Here is a 16,811-nt window from a genome sequence, read left to right as displayed (position 1 = left end):
GCGATTGAAACGCATCAATTCTCTCGCGGATCGGCTAGCATCCCAACGGGACGGTCAGGGCGGACGGAGGGGGTGCGCGTGCCGAACGGGAGACAGACGCCGAGCATGTCCGATGTCGCGCGCGTCGCCGGCGTGGCCCTCGGCACCGTCTCGAACGTGCTGAACCATCCCGGCAAAGTGTCGCCGGCCACCCTCGCCAAGGTGCAGGGCGCGATCGCCGAACTCGGCTTCGTCCGCAATTCCAACGCCCAGCAGCTGGCGGCGGGGCGGTCGAGCAGCATCGGCCTGGTCGTCATCGACATCAGCAACTCGCTCTTCGTCGACATCGCTCGGGGGGCGCAGCGCTTCGCGGCCGAGCTGGGCATGAACGTCCTCGTGGCGAACAGCGACAACCGCGCCGATCAGCAGCGGGCGGATCTCGACTTCTTCGACGAGGCGCGGGTCAGTGGCATCCTTCTGGCTCCGATGGAGGATGCCAGTGGTGATGTCGCCCGCATCCGCAGCCACGGCCGCCCGACCGTCGTGCTCAACTACGACTCGGGAACGGGTGACTGCTGCCAGGTTCTGGTCGACAACGAGGAGGTCGGGTATCTCGCGGCGCGCCACCTGATCGACATCGGCCGCACGCGGCTGGCCTTCGTCGGCGGGCGCGACTACCTCCAGCCCGTAGCCCTCCGCCGCCGGGGGGTGCGGCGCGCGGTCGCCGAGGAGGGCGGGCGGGTGTCCTTGCAGGAGGTCGCCACCGAGAACCTCGATCCCCCCGGCGGACTCCGGGCGGGGGAGGGGCTGGCCGAGGATGTGCGTGCGGGGCGCCTCGACGGGGTCATCGCCGTCACCGACCTCTTGGGCATGGCGATCATCCAGGTGTTCAACGCGCAGAGCATCGAGGTGCCGCGCGACGTGGCGGTCATGGGATGCGACCACAACTCGGCCGCGTGGGGCGGGATGATCCCGCTGACCTCGGTGCAGATGCAGGGTCTGGACATGGGGCGGGAGGCGGTGCGACTGCTCATGGCCGAGATCGAGGACGGGCCGGCGCACGAGCACATCACGACGTTGCTGCAGCCCGAGCTCGTGATCAGGGAGAGCACGGTCGGACGCGAGCGCGCGGTGGCCACCGAAATCTGAAGCGTTTCAAAAAGTTCTTGACGGCGTCCGAAACGCCTTGCATAATCCTCTTGAAGCGCTTCAATGACGGAGGCGCATTTTCGAGGAGGAAAAGTGTCCACAGCATTCACGCGCTCGCGCCGAGCGACAGTCGTCGTCGCCACCGGTGCCGCCGCGCTTCTCGCCCTCACCGCCTGTGCCGGCGGCGGCAACGCAGCGGGAGGGTCGTCGTTCTCGTTCCTGGTCAACCAGGAGAACACCACGATCCCCGAGCTTCTGACGAGCCTTAGCGCCGACCAGTGCAAAGCCGAGAACGAGGCGCAGCCCCTGCAGGTCGAGACCGTCCCGCAGACCCAGCTCGACCAGAAGCTGCAGCTTCTCGCCGGCCAGAACGCCCTGCCGACCCAGTACGCCGCGGGCAACGCGCCCGCGCTCACCAAGGAACTGGCCGAGGGTGGGCAGGTCCTCGACCTGCAGGCGACCCTCACCGACCTCGGCGTGATCGACAAGATCGAGCCGGCGGCCATCTCGACGATCGAGCAGCTGTACGGCGGCTTCAACGTCCTGCCGTACCAGTACAACATCGAGGGCATCTGGTACAACAAGCAGCTCCTCAGCGACAACGGCATCGAGGCCCCGGCGACGTGGGACGAGCTGGCCGACGCCGCCGCGACGCTCCAGGGCGCGGGCGTGCAGCCGTTCTCGGCCTCGGGCGAGCAGGGCTGGCCCCTCACCCGTCTGATCAGCGGCTACATCTTCCGCGACCTCGGCCCCGACGCCCTGCAGAAGGTCGCCGACGGCGAGGCCCAGCTCACCGACCCCGAGTACGTGGCCGCGGCGCAGGCCGTCGCCGACCTCGGCACCGCCGGGTACTTCGGTCAGGGTGTCGGATCGATCGACTACGACACCGCCTTCAACGCCTTCCTCACCGGCAAGGCCGCGTTCTTCTACATGGGCAGCTGGGCACTGGCGAACTTCGCCGACGAGGCGGCCAACCAGATCGGCTCGGAGAACATCGGCTTCCTGCCCTTCCCCGACGTCACCGGCGGCAAGGGCGACTCGAGCCAGACCCCGGCCAACGTCGGTCTGCCGATGGCGCTGTCGGCCAAGGCCTACAACGAGGGCACCGGCGCGTGGCTCACGTGCATCGCCAACAACTACGGCGCCGAGTCGCTGTCGGAGGCCGCCACGATCTCTGGCTTCACGGTCGAGGGTGACGTGCAGGTCGACGACCTGACCGCCCTCGTGCAGGAGCGCATCTCGTCCACGCAGGAGTCGGTGCTCTGGTTCGAGGCGCTCTTCAGCGCGAAGGCCACCGAGACGAGCCAGAAGAACGCTGCCCAGCTGGTCACCGGCGCGATCTCGCCGCAGGACTTCATGAGCCTGGTCCAGGCCGACCTGGGCTGACGCGTCCTCCGGGGGTGGGGGCGGCCAACACCGCCCCCACCCCTCGTCCCACCTCGAAGGAAAACCCATGCACAAAGTCCTCGGCGATCCACGCGCCATCGCGCTGCTGCTCGGTCCCGCGCTCGTCGTCTACTCCTTGGTGATGCTCATCCCGGTCGTGTGGTCGCTCGGCTACACGCTGTTCGAGGGCAACGCGATCTCGGGGTTCGAGTTCGTCGGGGTCGACAACCTCGCACGCCTCTTCACCGATCCCCGTGTCGGTGAGGCGCTGCGCTTCACCCTGCTCTACGCCGTCATCATCACCGTCGGCCAGGTGCTGCTCGGCTACCTTCTCGCGCTGTTCTACGTCTTCGTCCTGCGCAACCGGGGGAGCGTCGTTCGCACCCTGGTGTTCTTCCCCGTGATCATCCCGACGGTCGCCGTCGCCCTGATGTTCCAGAAGCTGTTCGAAGTGGCGCCGCAGACCGGGCCCGTGAACGCGCTGTTGAACGTGTTCGGGGTGGCATCCGTCGACTGGTTCGGCAGCCCGGTGAGCGCGATCGTGGTGCTGGTCATCATGGACCTCTGGCGCTCCATGGGCTTCTACGCCGTACTTCTGTACACCGGCCTGCTCGACATCCCCGACGACATCATGGAGTCCGCGCGGCTGGACGGGGCGAACGGCTGGCGCCTCGTGCGCAGCATCGTGCTGCCGCTGTCGCTGCCCGTGCTGCTGTCGTCGATCATCTTCTCGATCAACGGCACCCTGAAGGTCTTCGACTCGATCGTCGCGCTGACCAACGGAGGCCCGGGCACCGCGACCACGCCCCTGACGCTCTACATGTTCCAGACCTCGTTCAGCTACGGCGAATACGGCTACGGCGCCTCCATCGCGCTGCTGTTGACGATCCTGTGCCTGATCGTGACCGTCTTCATCTTCCGGTCGTCTCGCCGCGACGTCACGAAGGGCTGATCCCCCATGTCCACCGCCACCCTTCCCCAGACCCCCGAGCGGATCCGCCCGCGCCGGAAGCCCGCCTCGCGCGCCGGTTCGCTGCGTCGTGCGCCCGGTACCGTGCTCATCGTCCTGCTCGTCGCGATCGAGGTGCTGCCGCTGCTGTGGCTGCTGATGAACTCGTTCAAGAGCCAGGACGAGTTCCTCAACGCCCCCACCTGGGCGCTTCCCCGCGCGCTCAACGTGCAGAACTACGTCGACGCGTGGGTGACCGGCAACATCGGTCAGTACCTCGGCAACAGCGTCCTGGCGGTCTTCCCCGCGCTCTTCCTGATGCTGCTGCTGGGCGTGGCCGCGGGCTTCGTGCTGGAGGTCATGGTCTTCCGCGGTCGCGGCGGCATCCTGCTGCTGTTCCTGGCCGGAATCATGGTGCCGGGTCAGATGATCCTGCTGCCGCTGTTCTCGGTCTACTTCCAGGCCGGCATCACGGGGTCGCTGTGGCCGCTCATCATCACGTACACCGCGACGGGGCTGCCGCTGACGGTGTTCATGATGGCGACGTACTTCCGCGCGATCCCGCGCGAGGTGTTCGAGGCCTCGACCCTGGACGGCGCGTCGATCTTCCGCTCGTTCTTCTCGGTCGCGCTGCCCATGGCGCGCAACTCCATCGTCACCGTCGGCCTCGTGCAGTTCTTCTTCTTCTGGAACGACCTGCTCATCGCCCTCACCTTCACGAACTCGTCGCAGCTGCGCACCGTCCAGGTGGGTCTGCTGAACTTCACGGGACAGTTCGGGGCGACGCAGTACGGTCCGCTCTTCGCGGCGATCTGCATCAACGTCTTCGGCATCCTGGCGATCTACCTGGTGCTGAACCAGCGCATCATGGCCGGTCTCGCCAGCGGCGCGGTGAAGGGATGACCGCGCCCGACGAGATCCGCGCGGCCGTCATGACGGCGATCGACACCACCACGGTGGAGGCACGTCCGACCCCGGTGCCCGGACCCGGCGAGGTGCTCGTGGAGATCCGCGCCGTGGGCGTCTGCGGCTCCGACGTGCACTGGTACCGCGACGGCCGTATCGGCGCCACGCGCGTCGAGGATCCGCTCGTGCTCGGGCACGAGGCATCCGGGATCATCGTGGCCGTCGGCTCGGACGTACCGGGGGGCCGGGTGGGCACGCGCGTCGCGCTCGAGCCCGGCGTGCCGTGCGGCCGCTGCCGGCAGTGCCGGGCGGGGCGCTACAACCTGTGCCCGGAGGTGCGCTTCTTCGCCACCCCGCCGATCGATGGCGCCTTCGCGACGCACGTCGTGATCGCCTCCGACTTCGCGCACGACGTGCCCGACGTTCTCGATGACGACGAGGCGGCCCTGGTCGAACCCCTCGCGGTGGCCCTCTGGGCGGTCCGCAAGGCCGCGGTCGGCATCGGCGACCGCGTGCTCGTCAGCGGTGCCGGGCCCGTCGGCCTGCTCGTGCTCCAGGTCGCGGCGGCGGCGGGCGCCGAGCTGTACGTCAGCGACGTCTCGCCCGAGCGTCGCGCGGTCGCGGCCGACCTGGGCGCCACCGGCGTGATCGACCCGCTGACCGAAGACCTGCCCGCCGACAGCACGGTGCTCGTCGAGTGCTCGGGCGTGCCCGCGGCGATCCGCGCGGGTGTCATGGCGCTCGGCCCGGCCGGACGCGCCGTGCTCGTCGGCATGGCGGCCGACGGCGACGTGACGCTCCCGCTGGATGTCATCCAGTCGCGGGAGATCGCGTTGACGGGCACGTTCCGCTACGCGAACCAGTACCCGGATGCCATTGCCCTGGCGGCCAGCGGACGCGTGAACCTGCGCCGGCTCGTCACCAGCGGCCACGCGCTCGGCGGAGTGCATGACGCGCTCCTTCTTCCCGGGCGTGACCGCTCGGCCCTCAAACCGATGATCCACCCCCAGCAGGATGAGAAGACCCCCGCATGACCGTCGCTGTCTCCCCCCTCACCTTCGAGCACCTGCCCGGTGCCCTCGGTATCGGCGTCGCCACGCCCCGGCTGTCGTGGAAGACCTCGGCCCCCGCGGGGTGGCAGCCCGCCGCGTACGAGCTGGAGCTGACGACCGACCGCGGGACGGAGCGCTCCGAGGTGGTCGAGAGCGCCGAGTCGGTGCTCGTCGCGTGGCCCTTCGCCCCGCTGGTCTCCCGGCAGCGCGCCTCACTGCGTGTGCGCGTGCACGGTGGCGACGGCACGGCATCCGCGTGGTCGGAGCCCTCGACCGTGGAGACCGGCCTCCTGGAGGCCAGTGACTGGCAGGCCGGGGTCGTCGGACCCGCCTGGGCGGAGGAACCTGAGGAGCTGCGCCGCCCGCCCCGCGTCCGTCGCGCGTTCGACCTCGGCCCCGACATCGTCCGTGCGCGCCTGTACGTCTCGGCCCACGGCCTGTACGAGGTCGAGATCAACGGGTGCCGCGTCGGCGACGACGCGCTCTCGCCGGGCTGGACGGTCTACGGCGAGCGCCTGCGCTACTACACCTACGACGTCACCGACCACCTGGCGACGGGGCGCAACTTCCTCGGGTCGTGGCTGTCGGACGGCTGGTACCGCGGCCGCCTGGGCTTCCACGGCGGCTACCCCAACCTGTACGGCAGTGACATCGGCCTCATCGCCCAGCTCGAGGTCGAGCACGCCGACGGGACGCGGACCGTGGTCGCGACCGATGACGCGTGGGAGGCCGCGCCGAGCCCGATCCTCACCACGGGACTCTACGAGGGCGAGTACTACGACGCGCGACTGCAGCGGTCCGACTGGGCGTCGGCCGACGACCCGCAGTGGTCGCCCGCACGCCTGCTGCCCGTGGATCACTCGACCCTCGTCGCCCCCGAGGGGCCGCCGGTGCGGTGCACCGAGGAGCTCGAGCCGGTCGCGGTGACCCGGTCGGCCTCGGGCGCCTGGGTCCTCGACTTCGGTCAGAACATCTCGGGCCGTCTGCGGCTGACGGTGGATGCCGAGCGGGGAAGCGTCCTCACCCTGCGCCACGCCGAGGTGCTCCAGGACGGAGAGCTCTACACCCGACCGCTCCGGGGAGCGGCGGCGACGGACGTCCTCGTGACCGACGGGGAGCCGCTCGTGTGGGAGCCGCGCTTCACGATCCACGGTTTCCGGTACGCCGAGGTCACGGGCTGGCCCGGCGAGGTCGCGCCCGGCGCGATCGTCGCCCGCGTTTACCACACCGACATGGAGCGCACGGGGTGGTTCACCTCGTCCGACCCGCTGCTGAACCGCCTGCACGAGAACGTGCGCTGGTCGATGCGCGACAACTTCGTCGACATCCCGACCGACTGCCCCCAGCGCGACGAGCGGCTGGGCTGGACGGGTGACCTGCAGGTCTTCGCCCCGGCGGCCTCGTTCCTCTACGACTGCTCGGGCATGCTGCGGTCGTGGCTGCGCGACGTCGCCGTCGAGCAGCTCCCCGACGGCACCGTGCCCTGGTATGTGCCGGTGATCCCGGGCGGCGAGGAGTGGACGCCGATCCGCCCCGGTGCCGCGTGGGGCGACGTCGCGGTGCTCACGCCGTGGACGCTCTTCCGCCAGTTCGGTGACACGCAGATCCTTCGTGACCAGTACGACTCCGCGCGCAAGTGGGTCGATCTCGTGACGCGTCTGGCGGGGCCGAGCCGCCTGTGGAACACCGGCTTCCAGCTGGGCGACTGGCTCGACCCGGCCGCGCCGCCGCACGATCCCGCGGATGCCACGACCGACCGCTATCTCGTGGCGACGGCGTACTTCGCGTGGTCGACTCGCCACCTCTCGCGGTCGGCGGAGGCCCTCGGGCTCCGTGAGGATGCGGCGACCTACGCGCGCCTGGCGGACGAGATCCGCGACGCCTTCCGCGGGGAGTACGTCACGGCATCCGGTCTGCTCACCAGCGACGCGCAGACCGCGTACGCCCTCGCGATCGAGTTCGAGCTGTACGCCGACGAGCGGGAGCGCGACGCGTGGGGCGGCCGGCTGGCGGAGCTCGTTCGCGCGGGCGGCAACCGCATCGCGACCGGCTTCGCGGGAACGCCGCTCATCACCGACGCGCTCACCCGCTCCGGTCACGTGGATGCCGCCTACGACCTGCTGCTCGAGAAGGAGTGCCCGTCGTGGATGTACACGGTGCTCTCCGGTGGCACCACCACGTGGGAGCGCTGGGACAGCCTGCTCCCCGACGGCACGGTGAACCCCGGCGGGATGACCTCGTTCAACCACTTCGCCCTGGGCGCGGTGGCGGACTGGATCCATCGGACGGTGGGCGGGCTCGCTCCGCTCGAGCCGGGCTACCGCCGCATCGCGTTCGCGCCGCGGCCCGGCGGCGGGCTCACGCACGCCACGACCGAGCACGAGACGCCGTACGGCCGTGCCGCCGTCGCGTGGCGCGTGGAGGGGAACGAGCTGCGGGTCGAGGTGCGCGTGCCGACCGGGGCGACCGGTGTGGTGGATCTGCCGGACGGCCAGCAGTTCGAGGTCGCGTCGGGCGTGCACACGTTCACGTCGGCGTCCACGTCGGAAAGGACGGTCGCGGTCGACGCGTGAGGTCGGGTGGGTGGGGTCCGCGTGCGGATCCCCCCTTCGATCGACACGGTCGGCGCGTCCGCGTTACCCGATGATGGGGCGCTCGCTCGGATACGTAAAGAGGACCTTCCGTTGACGGATGGCGAGGGCGGCGGCGAGGCCGATCGGCCCGATGCGGCCGGCGAGCATGAGGGCCGCCAGCACCGCCTTGCCGAACGCGTCGAGCTCGGCGGAGAGGCCGACCGACAGGCCGCACGTGGCGAACGCGGAGATCACCTCGAACAAGATGCGGTCCAGCGGAGCGTCATGCGTGAGCGTGAGGAGCGTCGCCGCGCCGAGCACGAGCGACGCCCCCAGGAAGGTCACGCTGATCGCGACGCGCAGGATGCCGTGCGGCAGGGTGCGCTGGGCGACGGTGACGTCTTTCGTTCCTCGCGCCTCGGCGAGGATGGCGAGGAACAGCACGGCCAGGGTGGTGACCTTGATGCCGCCCGCCGTGGAGGCGGACCCTCCGCCGACGAACATGAGCGCGTCGCTGAGCAGCAGCGTCGTCGTCGTCGACTCTCCGGTCGGCGTGATGGCGAAGCCCCCGGAGCGCATCATCGTTGACGCGAACAGGCCGTGGAACAGCTTCTCGGGCACCGACATCGGCCCCACCGTGTTCGGGTTCGACCACTCGAAGGCGCACCAGGCCGCCGTGCCCACGCCGAGCAGGATCGTCGTGGTGGCGAGCGTCAGTTTGGTGTGCAGGGTCCAGCGCTGACGGTTCCACTTGTTCTTGATGAGGTTGAGGAAGACGGGGAACCCGAAGGAGCCGACGAACACGCCCACCATGATCGGGAGGAGCACGGGGTAGTTGCCGTCGAAGGTCTCCAGTCCGCCCGTGTGCACGACGAAGCCGGCGTTGTTGAACGCGGAGATGGCGTAGAACAGGCTGTGCCAGAGCCCGGGGCCCCACCCCTCGGCGACGACGAACCCCGGGAGAAGGGCCACGGCGATGGCGGCCTCGATGACGAACGTGGTGGTGAGGACGATCTGCAGGAGGCGCCGCACCTCGCCGAGCTCGGGCGCGCCGATGTTCTGCTGTGCGAACACGCGTCCGCCGAGCCCGAGTTGCCGCGTCACCGCGCGCGCCAGCAACAGCGCGAGGGTCACGATCCCGAGACCGCCGATCTGGATGGCGACGAGGATGACGCCGAGGCCGAACGGCGACCAGGTCGTGGCGGTGTCCACGCTCGTCAGACCCGTGACGGTGATGGCGGAGACCGCCGTGAAGACCGCGTCGATGCCGTCGACGCGCGTGCCGTCGGCGGAGGCCGCGGGGAGGGCGAGCAACCCGGAGAACACCGCCGCCGCGGCGACGAAGATCAGCACGGACACCTGGGCGGGGGATCGGCGCACGAAAGAGGAGGCCCAGTGCGTCATTCGCCGCGTCATCAGGTCACCCTTCCTCGCTCGAGGCGTTCCCCGGCGCCGCCGACCGGATCGTCCCGAGACGCCGGCATCGACCCTACGCGCTGGTCGCCGGGCGTGGTCGCGGACACGGGGCGCGGCCGGCGACGGCGTCAACGTTCGGCCTGCAACGCCGCGTGGGCGCCCCCGACGTCGTGAGTTTGAGAACGATTATCAACCGCGGTACGGTGGATGCCATGACCCGACGCCTTCTCGCCCCCGTCGTTCTCGGCGCGGCCTCCGTGCTCGCCCTCGCCGGCTGTGCCGGGGGAGCGCCCGCCGCCGACTCCCCGTCCGCCGCCGGCGCGGACACGGTCGCGGTCGTGGCATCCACGAATGTCTACGGCTCCATCGCGAAAGAGATCGGTGGCGAGTACGTCGAGGTCAGCTCGGTCATCACGTCGTCGGCTCAGGATCCCCACGAGTACGAGGCGAGTGCGCAAGACCAGTTGACCGTCAAAGACGCGCAGCTCGTGATCGAGAACGGCGCCGGCTACGACGCGTTCATGGACGCGCTGGTCGAGGCCAGCGGGTCCGAGGCCGAGGTCATCAGCGCCGTCGAGTTCAACCACGACTACCCGGGCGCCGAGTCGCACGCCGACGCCCACGCCGACGAGGCGTCCGCCACGCCCGCCCCGAGCGAGAGTGCCGACGAGCACGCCGAAGAAGAGGGCCACGACCATGCCGAGGGCGACGGTCACGCCCACATCGAGGGCTTCAACGAGCACGTCTGGTACGACCCGCACACCATCGAGCACCTCGCCGAGTCGATCGCCGAGCACCTCGGCGAGCTCGCCCCCGACCACGCCGCCGCGTTCACCGCGAACGCTGAGGCCTTCACACAGCAGATCGCGGGTCTCGAGGACTCTCTGGCCCAGATCGAGGCGACGGATGCCGGGGCGAAGGTGTTCGTGACCGAGCCCGTGCCCGTGTACCTCATCGAGGCCGCCGGCCTGTCGAACGCGACCCCGAACGCGTTCAGCGAGGCGGTCGAGGAGGGCCAGGACGTCCCGCCCGCAACCCTGCTGGAGGCGCTGCAGCTGATCGACTCGGGCGAGATCCGCGTCCTGATCGTGAACCCGCAGACCGGTGGAGCCGAGACCACGCAGGTCTTGGACGAGGCCAAGAGCAAGAACATTCCGGTGGTGGAGTTCACGGAGACCCTCCCCGAGGGCCAGACTTACCTCTCGTGGATGCAGAGCAACATCAGCGCCCTGTCGGACGCCCTGAGGGCGTGAGCGACGCGGCACCGCTGCGCATCCGCGGAGCCGCGCTCGCGCGCGACGGACGCGAACTGTGGGCCGGGCTCGACCTCCAGGTCGAGCCCGGCGAGCTCGTGGCCGTGCTCGGACCGAGCGGGTCGGGCAAGACCACGCTTCTGCGGGCGATCCTCGGACTCGAGCGGCTCAGCGCCGGCTCGATCGACGCGCTCGGGGCGCCGGTGCGGCGCGCGGGGAACCGGCGTATCGGGTACGTGCCGCAGCAGCGGCCGCTCCCGCGCGAGACGCCGCTGCGCGGTCGTGACATCGTCGGGCTCGGCGTTGACGGACACCGATTCGGCCTGCCGCTCTCGCGGCGCAAGGACCGCGCGCGCATCGACGAGCTGCTCGAGGCCGTCGGGGCCACCGCGTTCGCGGACCGCCCCGTGGGGCTGCTCTCCGGCGGCGAGCAGCAGCGCCTCCGGGTGGGCCAGGCGCTCGCCGACGACCCGCGCCTGCTGCTCTGCGACGAGCCGCTGACGAGCCTCGACCTGGCGAACCAGCAGGCCGTGGTGCGCCTCATCGACCGCCACCGCCGTGAGCGCGACGCCGCGGTGCTGCTCGTCACGCACGACATCAACCCGGTGCTCTCGCACGTCGACCGGATCCTCTACATCGCCCATGGCCGCTTCACCCTCGGGACGCCCGACGAGGTGCTCACCTCCGAGACACTGACCGCGCTCTACGGCGCCCCCGTGTACGTCATGCGGGCGGGCGGCCGACTCGTGGTCGTCGGCGCCCCTGACGCCGACGAGGCCCACCACCACCACGACGAGGACGACGCATGAACGGGGCCGACATCGGCAACGCGCTGTTCGGGGGAGTGAGCCAGTACGGCGCGATCCTCGAGTTGGTGCAGAACTCCGTCTACGCTGGCGCCGTGCTGGGGCTGGTCGGCGGCCTCATCGGCGTGTTCGTCATGCAGCGCGACATGGCCTTCGCCGTGCACGGCATCAGCGAGCTGTCGTTCGCCGGAGCCGCCGTCGCGCTGCTGATCGGGGTCGACGTCGTCTCCGGTTCGATCGTCGGCTCGCTCATCGCGGCCGCCCTCATCGGACTGCTCGGAGCCCGCGCGCGCGACCGCAACTCGATCATCGGCGTGCTCATGCCCTTCGGCCTGGGGGTCGGCATCCTGTGCCTGTCGCTCTACAACGGGCGCAGCGCCACGCGCTTCAGTCTCCTGACCGGGCAGATCGTGTCGGTGCAGAGCGCCCAGCTCGGCTGGCTCGTCGTGATCGGGCTCGTCGTCCTGATCGCGCTGCTGATGATCTGGCGCCCGCTGCGCTTCGACTCCCTCGACCCCCAGTCCGCCGCCGCCCGCGGTGTCCCCACGACGGCGGTGTCGCTGGGGTTCATGCTGCTGCTCGGCCTGATCGTCGCCGTCGCGGTGCACATCATCGGTGCCCTGCTCGTGATGGCACTGCTGGTCACCCCGGCTGCGGCCGCGATGCGGGTGGCATCCGGACCGCTCTCGGTCCCGCTGCTCGCGGCGGCGTTCGGGTTCGTCTCGGCGGTGGGCGGGGTGCTCCTGGCCGTCGCGGGCACACTGCCGGTGAGCCCGTACATCACGACGATCTCGTTCGTGATCTACCTCGTCTGTCGCCTCATCGGTGCCCGCCGCGACCGCACCACGCGCGCCCTGTAGCGCCGTCGTCCCCAGCCGATTCACCGGTCTCCTCGATAGACTTCCCGCATGGTTCAGCGCAACACGTGGCAGCGCGAGCGCGTTCGCGAGGCGCTCGCCGGCGCGGGGGGCTTCGTCAGCGCGCAGAGCCTGCACGCCACGCTGCGCGATGAGAACACCGGCATCGGCCTGGCGACCGTGTACCGCGCCCTCGCCGGACTCGCGGCCCAGGGCGACGCCGATTCGCTGCAGAGCCCCGAGGGCGAGAACCTGTTCCGCGCGTGCGAGACGCGCGGACACCACCACCACCTGATCTGCCGTTCCTGCGGTGTGGCGGTCGAGATCGAGGCCGACGCCGTCGAGGAGTGGGCCCAGCGCACCGCTGCTCAGCACGGCTTCTCCGAGGCCGAGCACGTGGTCGACATCTTCGGCATCTGCACCGCTTGCGCGCAGGCGCGGGCCCGTGAGCGTGGCGACGAGTAGTCGCACCGCCGCGCCGCCGCCCCCGCGCACCGGCGCCCCCCGCACTCTCGCCGCCCTCGGCCTGGGTGTGGTCGTCATCACCGCGCTCGTCCTCATCGACGCGTTCGCCCCGACGTTCTTCCCCGCGTCGCTGCCCACCCGCGCGCAGGACGGCCTGACTCTCGCCCTGAGCGTCCTCATCGAGTCGCTGCCGTTCGTGGTGCTCGGCGTCGTGCTGTCGATCGTCGTGCAGGTGTGGGTGCCGCCGGGGGCGATCGAGCGATGGATGCCACGAGCGCCCTGGGCGCGCCGGGCGGTGCTGTCGCTGCTGGGCATGTTCATCCCGGTGTGCGAGTGCGGCAACGTGCCCTTCGCCCGGGGGCTCCTCATGCGCGGCTTCGGCGTCTCCGACACGCTGACGTTCCTCGTCGCGGCGCCGATCGTGAACCCGATCGTGATCATCAGCACGCACGCGGCCTTCGGTTTCAGCGACGGCATCCTGGTGGCGCGTCTGATCGGCGGCTACCTCGTCGCCAACCTCATCGGCTGGCTGTACAGCCGGCATCCGGATCCCGACAAACTGCTCACCGAGCGGTTCCTCGAGACGTGCGAGATCGTGGTGCAGGAGCGCGGCGGGCGCGGACGACGCTCGCTCGCCCAGTTCGTGGTGGAGCTGCGGTCGGTCATGCCCGCCCTCATCATCGGCTCGATGATCGCCGGCGCCGTGCAGGTGCTCATCCCCCGCAGCGCCCTGCTCGCGATCGGCTCGGATCCGGCCCTGTCGATCGCGGCGATGATGCTGCTGGCGGTGGTGGTGTCGCTGTGCTCGAACGTCGACGCGTTCTTCGCGCTGTCGTTCGCGTCGACCTTCACCCCCGGATCGCTCGTGGCCTTCCTTCTCGTCGGGCCGATCGTCGACCTGAAGATGTACGCGCTGCTGCGCACCACCTTCACGACGCGCGTGCTCGTCGGACTGACCGCGGTGGTCGTGCTCTCGGCCTTCGCCCTAGGAACGGTGGTGAATCTCCTTGTCTAGAACGAGTGCGCTCGCCACGCGGTGGCTCGGCGTCGGTCTCGCCTCGTGCCTGGCGATCACGACGATCACGCTGTGGCTGACCGGCCGCATCGCGCTCTACATCAACCCCGACTCGGCCTGGTTCGCCGTGGGAATGGCGGTCGTGGCCCTGGCGGGGGCGCTCGCGTCGTTCGTGCTGCCGCTGGGCGCCGAGGTTGACCACGGTCATGATCACGAGCACGGGCACGCTCCGGCGCCCGCGGCCGCACGCCGGGAGGCGTTCGCCCACGCCGATCACGACCATGCCGATGCGCCCGACGCGCATGACCGGGCCGCGCACGACCACCTCGCCGGGCGTCCGCGCCCGACGCTCGCGGGGGCGGCCGCCTTCAGCGGCGGCCTGCTCGCGTCGGGAGCCGTGATCGCGGTGCTCCTGACCCCGCCCGCGTCGCTGTCGGCCGAGCTCGCCGTGTCGCGCGATGTGGGGTCGCCGCCGCTGTTCGCCGGGTCCGACGTGGTGACGCTCGCGGCATCCGGCGACACCTCGACGTTCGGTATCGGCGACTGGTCGGCGGTGTTCGCCCGCGCCACGAACCCCGAGACGTTCGACGGCAAGCCCGTCACACTGACCGGGTTCATCACCCCCGGGCAGGACGGCGCGGCCTTCGACCTGACCCGCCTGGTCATTACGCACTGCGTCATCGACGCGCAGACCGCGAGCCTCCCGATCACCGCGTCGGTGTCGGCCCCCGACACGGGCCAGTGGGTGACGGTCACGGGCACCGTGCGCTCGACGGCCGACGGGGCGCTCGAAGTGCGGGCCGACCAGGTGGCAATGATCGACGAGCCGACGGACCCGTATGAGTACTGACTCCCGCCGGACGCGCGCACGTCGCCGCCGCGGGCGTGGCTTCGCGCTGGCCTTCGCGGCGGTGCTCGGCGCGCTCGCCCTCGTCGGCGGTGTCGGCGGGATCGTCGCGGTCGCCCAGGGACCCCGGGTGACCGACGTGCAGGTCGATCCCGAGGCGGCGGTCGCGGCATCCGGTGCCCGTGTCATCCTCACCACGACCCAGTCGCTCGCGCCGGTCGACCCCGCGCAGGTCGAGGTCGAGCCGGCGACCCCGTTCACCGTCGACACGTCGGGGCGCAGTGTCGGCATCCGTTTCACCCTGCCGCTGCGCGACGATTCCGACTATCGCGTGACGGTGCGCGGGGTACGAGGCCTGGGTGCGGGCCCCGCCGCGACGCTCTCCGAGACCTTCCGGACGCCCCCGCTGCAGGCTTTCCTGATGCAGCGCGGCACCGCCGACGGCGACACGATCTTCCGCACCGACCTGCGGGGCGAGGCCGGCCTTCCCGTGTTCACGCACGAACACATCGAGGATTTCCGCGCCACGTCGAACCACCTCGTCGTCTCGGTGCGCGAGAACGATCAGGCGCGCGTGATCGTCACCGACCTCGACGGCCAGAACGCCCGCGACATCCCGCTCCCCGGTCCCGGGTTCGTCTCGAACCTGCAGTCGGCCGACCGGGGCGAGCGGGTCGGGTTCACCTTCTCGGATGCCACCCTCGGCGCCGCCGGAGGGCGAGAGAGCAAGCTCTTCACCGCGTCGGCCGCCGATGATGCGCCCCCCGTGGAGGTGGGACTCGACGGCGGCGACGTGCGCGTGGCCGACTGGCGCTTCGTGCCCGACACCGACAGCATGCTCGTGCTGACCTTCGACTCGCGGCTGCTCCTGACCGACGCGGAGGGCGGGAACGCCGCGCCCCTGGCGAGCGCCGTGTCGATCGACGGGATCGCCCGCGGGTCGTCGGTGGCGATCGTGGAGCGCCTGGAGGGTATCCGCGAGATCGACCTGACCGACGGGTCCGAGCGCGAGCTCGTGCAGACCGTGAACCCGCCGGGTCTCGCCGGGCGCGCGACCCCCGTGCCGGGACTCGACGCGGGCACGCTGCGCTCGTTCGCCGACATCGGGTCGGATGGCGCGTACCGCTCGACGATCATCGCCCACGTCGACCCCGCGGGCGTTCCGCGGACGCTCCTCGATGTGCCCGGCACCGACACGGTGCTGCAGACCTGCGTCTCGCCCAGTGGTCGCTACGCGGCGGTGCTCGTGGCCCCCGACGCAGTGAGTAACCCCTTCGACCTGTACCAGCTGCCGCTCCCCGAGCGCCTGCAGACGCACCTCGTCGAGATCGACACCGGCGAGCAGCTCGTGGCCCTGCAGGGCTTCGATCTCTCGTGGTGCCAGGTGCCCCCCGGATGACGCGACCCGCGACGCGCGCCGACCTCGCCGGTCTTCCGGTCGAGGTCGCGCCGCGCCTGCTGGGTGCGCACCTGGAGACGGTGGTCGCGGGGGAGCGCGTGGTGCTGCGCGTGACCGAGGTCGAGGCGTACCACGGCCTCGGCACGGGCGATCGCGTCGATCCCGGTTCGCACGCCCGCAGCGGGCCGACGGCGCGCAACGCCACCATGTGGGGTGAGCCGGGGCACCTGTACGTGTACCTCAGTCATGGCATCCATTCCTGCGTCAACGTCGTGTGCGGCCCCGACGGCGTTGCCGGCGGTGTGCTCCTGCGCGGCGGCGAGGTCATCGAGGGGGCCGACGTGGCGGAACGCCGTCGACTCGCGCGCGGCGGCGCGGTGCGGACGCCCCGCGACCTGGCGCGCGGCCCCGGCCGCCTCGGTGATGCGGTGGGCCTGCGGCATCCGGTGCACGACGGGATCGACGCCGTCACCGGGGTGGAGCGGGCGGGCGCGCGGGCGCGGTTGCAGCTCGCCGAACCGGTCGCCGCGGTGGCGGTCGGTCCGCGGGTCGGTGTGGCGGGGGTCGCCGGGACGGCGGCGTTCCCGTGGCGGTTCTGGATCGAGGGCGAACCGACCGTGTCGACGTTCCGCTGGGGGCGGGGCGCCGCGGAGGAAGCAGCCCGTCAAGGCGACACGCCGGGCGTGCTAGACTGATCGCTTGTCTGCGCGCACTCCAGCGCGTGGTACGTACCCCCTCCTCTGATCCCGGCCTCGTGCT

General features: G+C 70.8%; 15 protein-coding genes. 14 read left to right on the top strand and 1 reads right to left on the bottom strand.

Going from position 1 to position 16,811, the window contains the following annotated elements; all coding sequences use genetic code 11:
• Positions 1-105: 105 nt before the first annotated feature.
• The 6 genes from ACU6WY_RS14425 (at position 106) to ACU6WY_RS14400 (ending at position 7,994) form a co-directional block, all read left to right on the top strand.
• Positions 106-1,128: a LacI family DNA-binding transcriptional regulator gene (locus ACU6WY_RS14425; RefSeq protein ID WP_483820328.1), complete on the top strand. Its 1,023-nt coding sequence runs from the start codon at positions 106-108 to the stop codon at positions 1,126-1,128.
• 93 nt (positions 1,129-1,221) lie between these two features.
• A complete protein-coding gene (locus ACU6WY_RS14420; protein ID WP_483820327.1) occupies positions 1,222-2,514 on the top strand; it encodes an ABC transporter substrate-binding protein in 1,293 nt (430 codons plus the stop codon).
• 67 nt (positions 2,515-2,581) lie between these two features.
• Positions 2,582-3,466, top strand: a complete 885-nt coding sequence (locus ACU6WY_RS14415; protein ID WP_483820326.1) for a carbohydrate ABC transporter permease — start codon at positions 2,582-2,584, stop codon at positions 3,464-3,466.
• A 6-nt stretch (positions 3,467-3,472) separates the two neighbouring features.
• Positions 3,473-4,366 carry a carbohydrate ABC transporter permease gene (locus tag ACU6WY_RS14410; protein WP_483820325.1) on the top strand — a complete coding sequence of 298 codons (894 nt, stop codon included), beginning with the start codon at positions 3,473-3,475 and terminating at the stop codon, positions 4,364-4,366.
• The gene (locus ACU6WY_RS14405) at positions 4,363-5,403 is read left to right on the top strand and encodes an NAD(P)-dependent alcohol dehydrogenase (protein WP_483820324.1); all 1,041 of its coding nucleotides are present in this window, start codon (positions 4,363-4,365) and stop codon (positions 5,401-5,403) included. The genes ACU6WY_RS14410 and ACU6WY_RS14405 overlap by 4 nt, the downstream gene beginning before the upstream one ends.
• Entirely contained in the window at positions 5,400-7,994 is a 2,595-nt protein-coding gene (locus ACU6WY_RS14400; RefSeq protein WP_483820323.1) for a family 78 glycoside hydrolase catalytic domain, read from the top strand. The genes ACU6WY_RS14405 and ACU6WY_RS14400 overlap by 4 nt, the downstream gene beginning before the upstream one ends.
• A gap of 63 nt (positions 7,995-8,057) precedes the next feature.
• Here ACU6WY_RS14400 and ACU6WY_RS14395 read toward each other — a convergent pair whose 3' ends face one another.
• Complete coding sequence (locus ACU6WY_RS14395) at positions 8,058-9,410, bottom strand: TrkH family potassium uptake protein (RefSeq protein WP_483820322.1); 1,353 nt, start codon at positions 9,408-9,410, stop codon at positions 8,058-8,060.
• A 212-nt stretch (positions 9,411-9,622) separates the two neighbouring features.
• On the opposite strand from ACU6WY_RS14395, the gene ACU6WY_RS14390 reads away from it, so the two are divergent.
• Genes ACU6WY_RS14390 through ACU6WY_RS14355 form a run of 8 tightly spaced genes read left to right on the top strand, consistent with a single transcriptional unit; the run spans position 9,623 to position 16,747 of the window.
• A complete protein-coding gene (locus ACU6WY_RS14390; RefSeq protein ID WP_483820321.1) occupies positions 9,623-10,663 on the top strand; it encodes a metal ABC transporter solute-binding protein, Zn/Mn family in 1,041 nt (346 codons plus the stop codon).
• Entirely contained in the window at positions 10,660-11,472 is an 813-nt protein-coding gene (locus tag ACU6WY_RS14385; RefSeq protein WP_483820320.1) for a metal ABC transporter ATP-binding protein, read from the top strand. Before ACU6WY_RS14390 ends, ACU6WY_RS14385 begins: the two co-directional genes overlap by 4 nt.
• A complete protein-coding gene (locus ACU6WY_RS14380; RefSeq protein WP_483820319.1) occupies positions 11,469-12,329 on the top strand; it encodes a metal ABC transporter permease in 861 nt (286 codons plus the stop codon). The genes ACU6WY_RS14385 and ACU6WY_RS14380 overlap by 4 nt, the downstream gene beginning before the upstream one ends.
• Positions 12,330-12,377: 48 nt before the next feature.
• Entirely contained in the window at positions 12,378-12,791 is a 414-nt protein-coding gene (locus ACU6WY_RS14375) for a Fur family transcriptional regulator (protein WP_483820318.1), read from the top strand.
• Positions 12,772-13,806 carry a permease gene (locus tag ACU6WY_RS14370; protein ID WP_483820317.1) on the top strand — a complete coding sequence of 345 codons (1,035 nt, stop codon included), beginning with the start codon at positions 12,772-12,774 and terminating at the stop codon, positions 13,804-13,806. The genes ACU6WY_RS14375 and ACU6WY_RS14370 overlap by 20 nt, the downstream gene beginning before the upstream one ends.
• The gene (locus ACU6WY_RS14365; protein WP_483820316.1) at positions 13,799-14,656 is read left to right on the top strand and encodes a TIGR03943 family putative permease subunit; all 858 of its coding nucleotides are present in this window, start codon (positions 13,799-13,801) and stop codon (positions 14,654-14,656) included. The genes ACU6WY_RS14370 and ACU6WY_RS14365 overlap by 8 nt, the downstream gene beginning before the upstream one ends.
• The gene (locus ACU6WY_RS14360) at positions 14,646-16,052 is read left to right on the top strand and encodes a hypothetical protein (protein WP_483820315.1); all 1,407 of its coding nucleotides are present in this window, start codon (positions 14,646-14,648) and stop codon (positions 16,050-16,052) included. The genes ACU6WY_RS14365 and ACU6WY_RS14360 overlap by 11 nt, the downstream gene beginning before the upstream one ends.
• Positions 16,049-16,747, top strand: coding sequence for a DNA-3-methyladenine glycosylase (locus ACU6WY_RS14355; protein WP_483820314.1), 699 nt, complete (start codon positions 16,049-16,051; stop codon positions 16,745-16,747). The genes ACU6WY_RS14360 and ACU6WY_RS14355 overlap by 4 nt, the downstream gene beginning before the upstream one ends.
• The last annotated feature ends 64 nt before the right edge of the window (positions 16,748-16,811 follow it).

The organism is Microbacterium sp. ZW3a (assembly GCF_057167165.1).
Note: the sequence above shows the minus strand (reverse complement) of the source record. Positions and strands in the feature narration are given on the sequence as shown.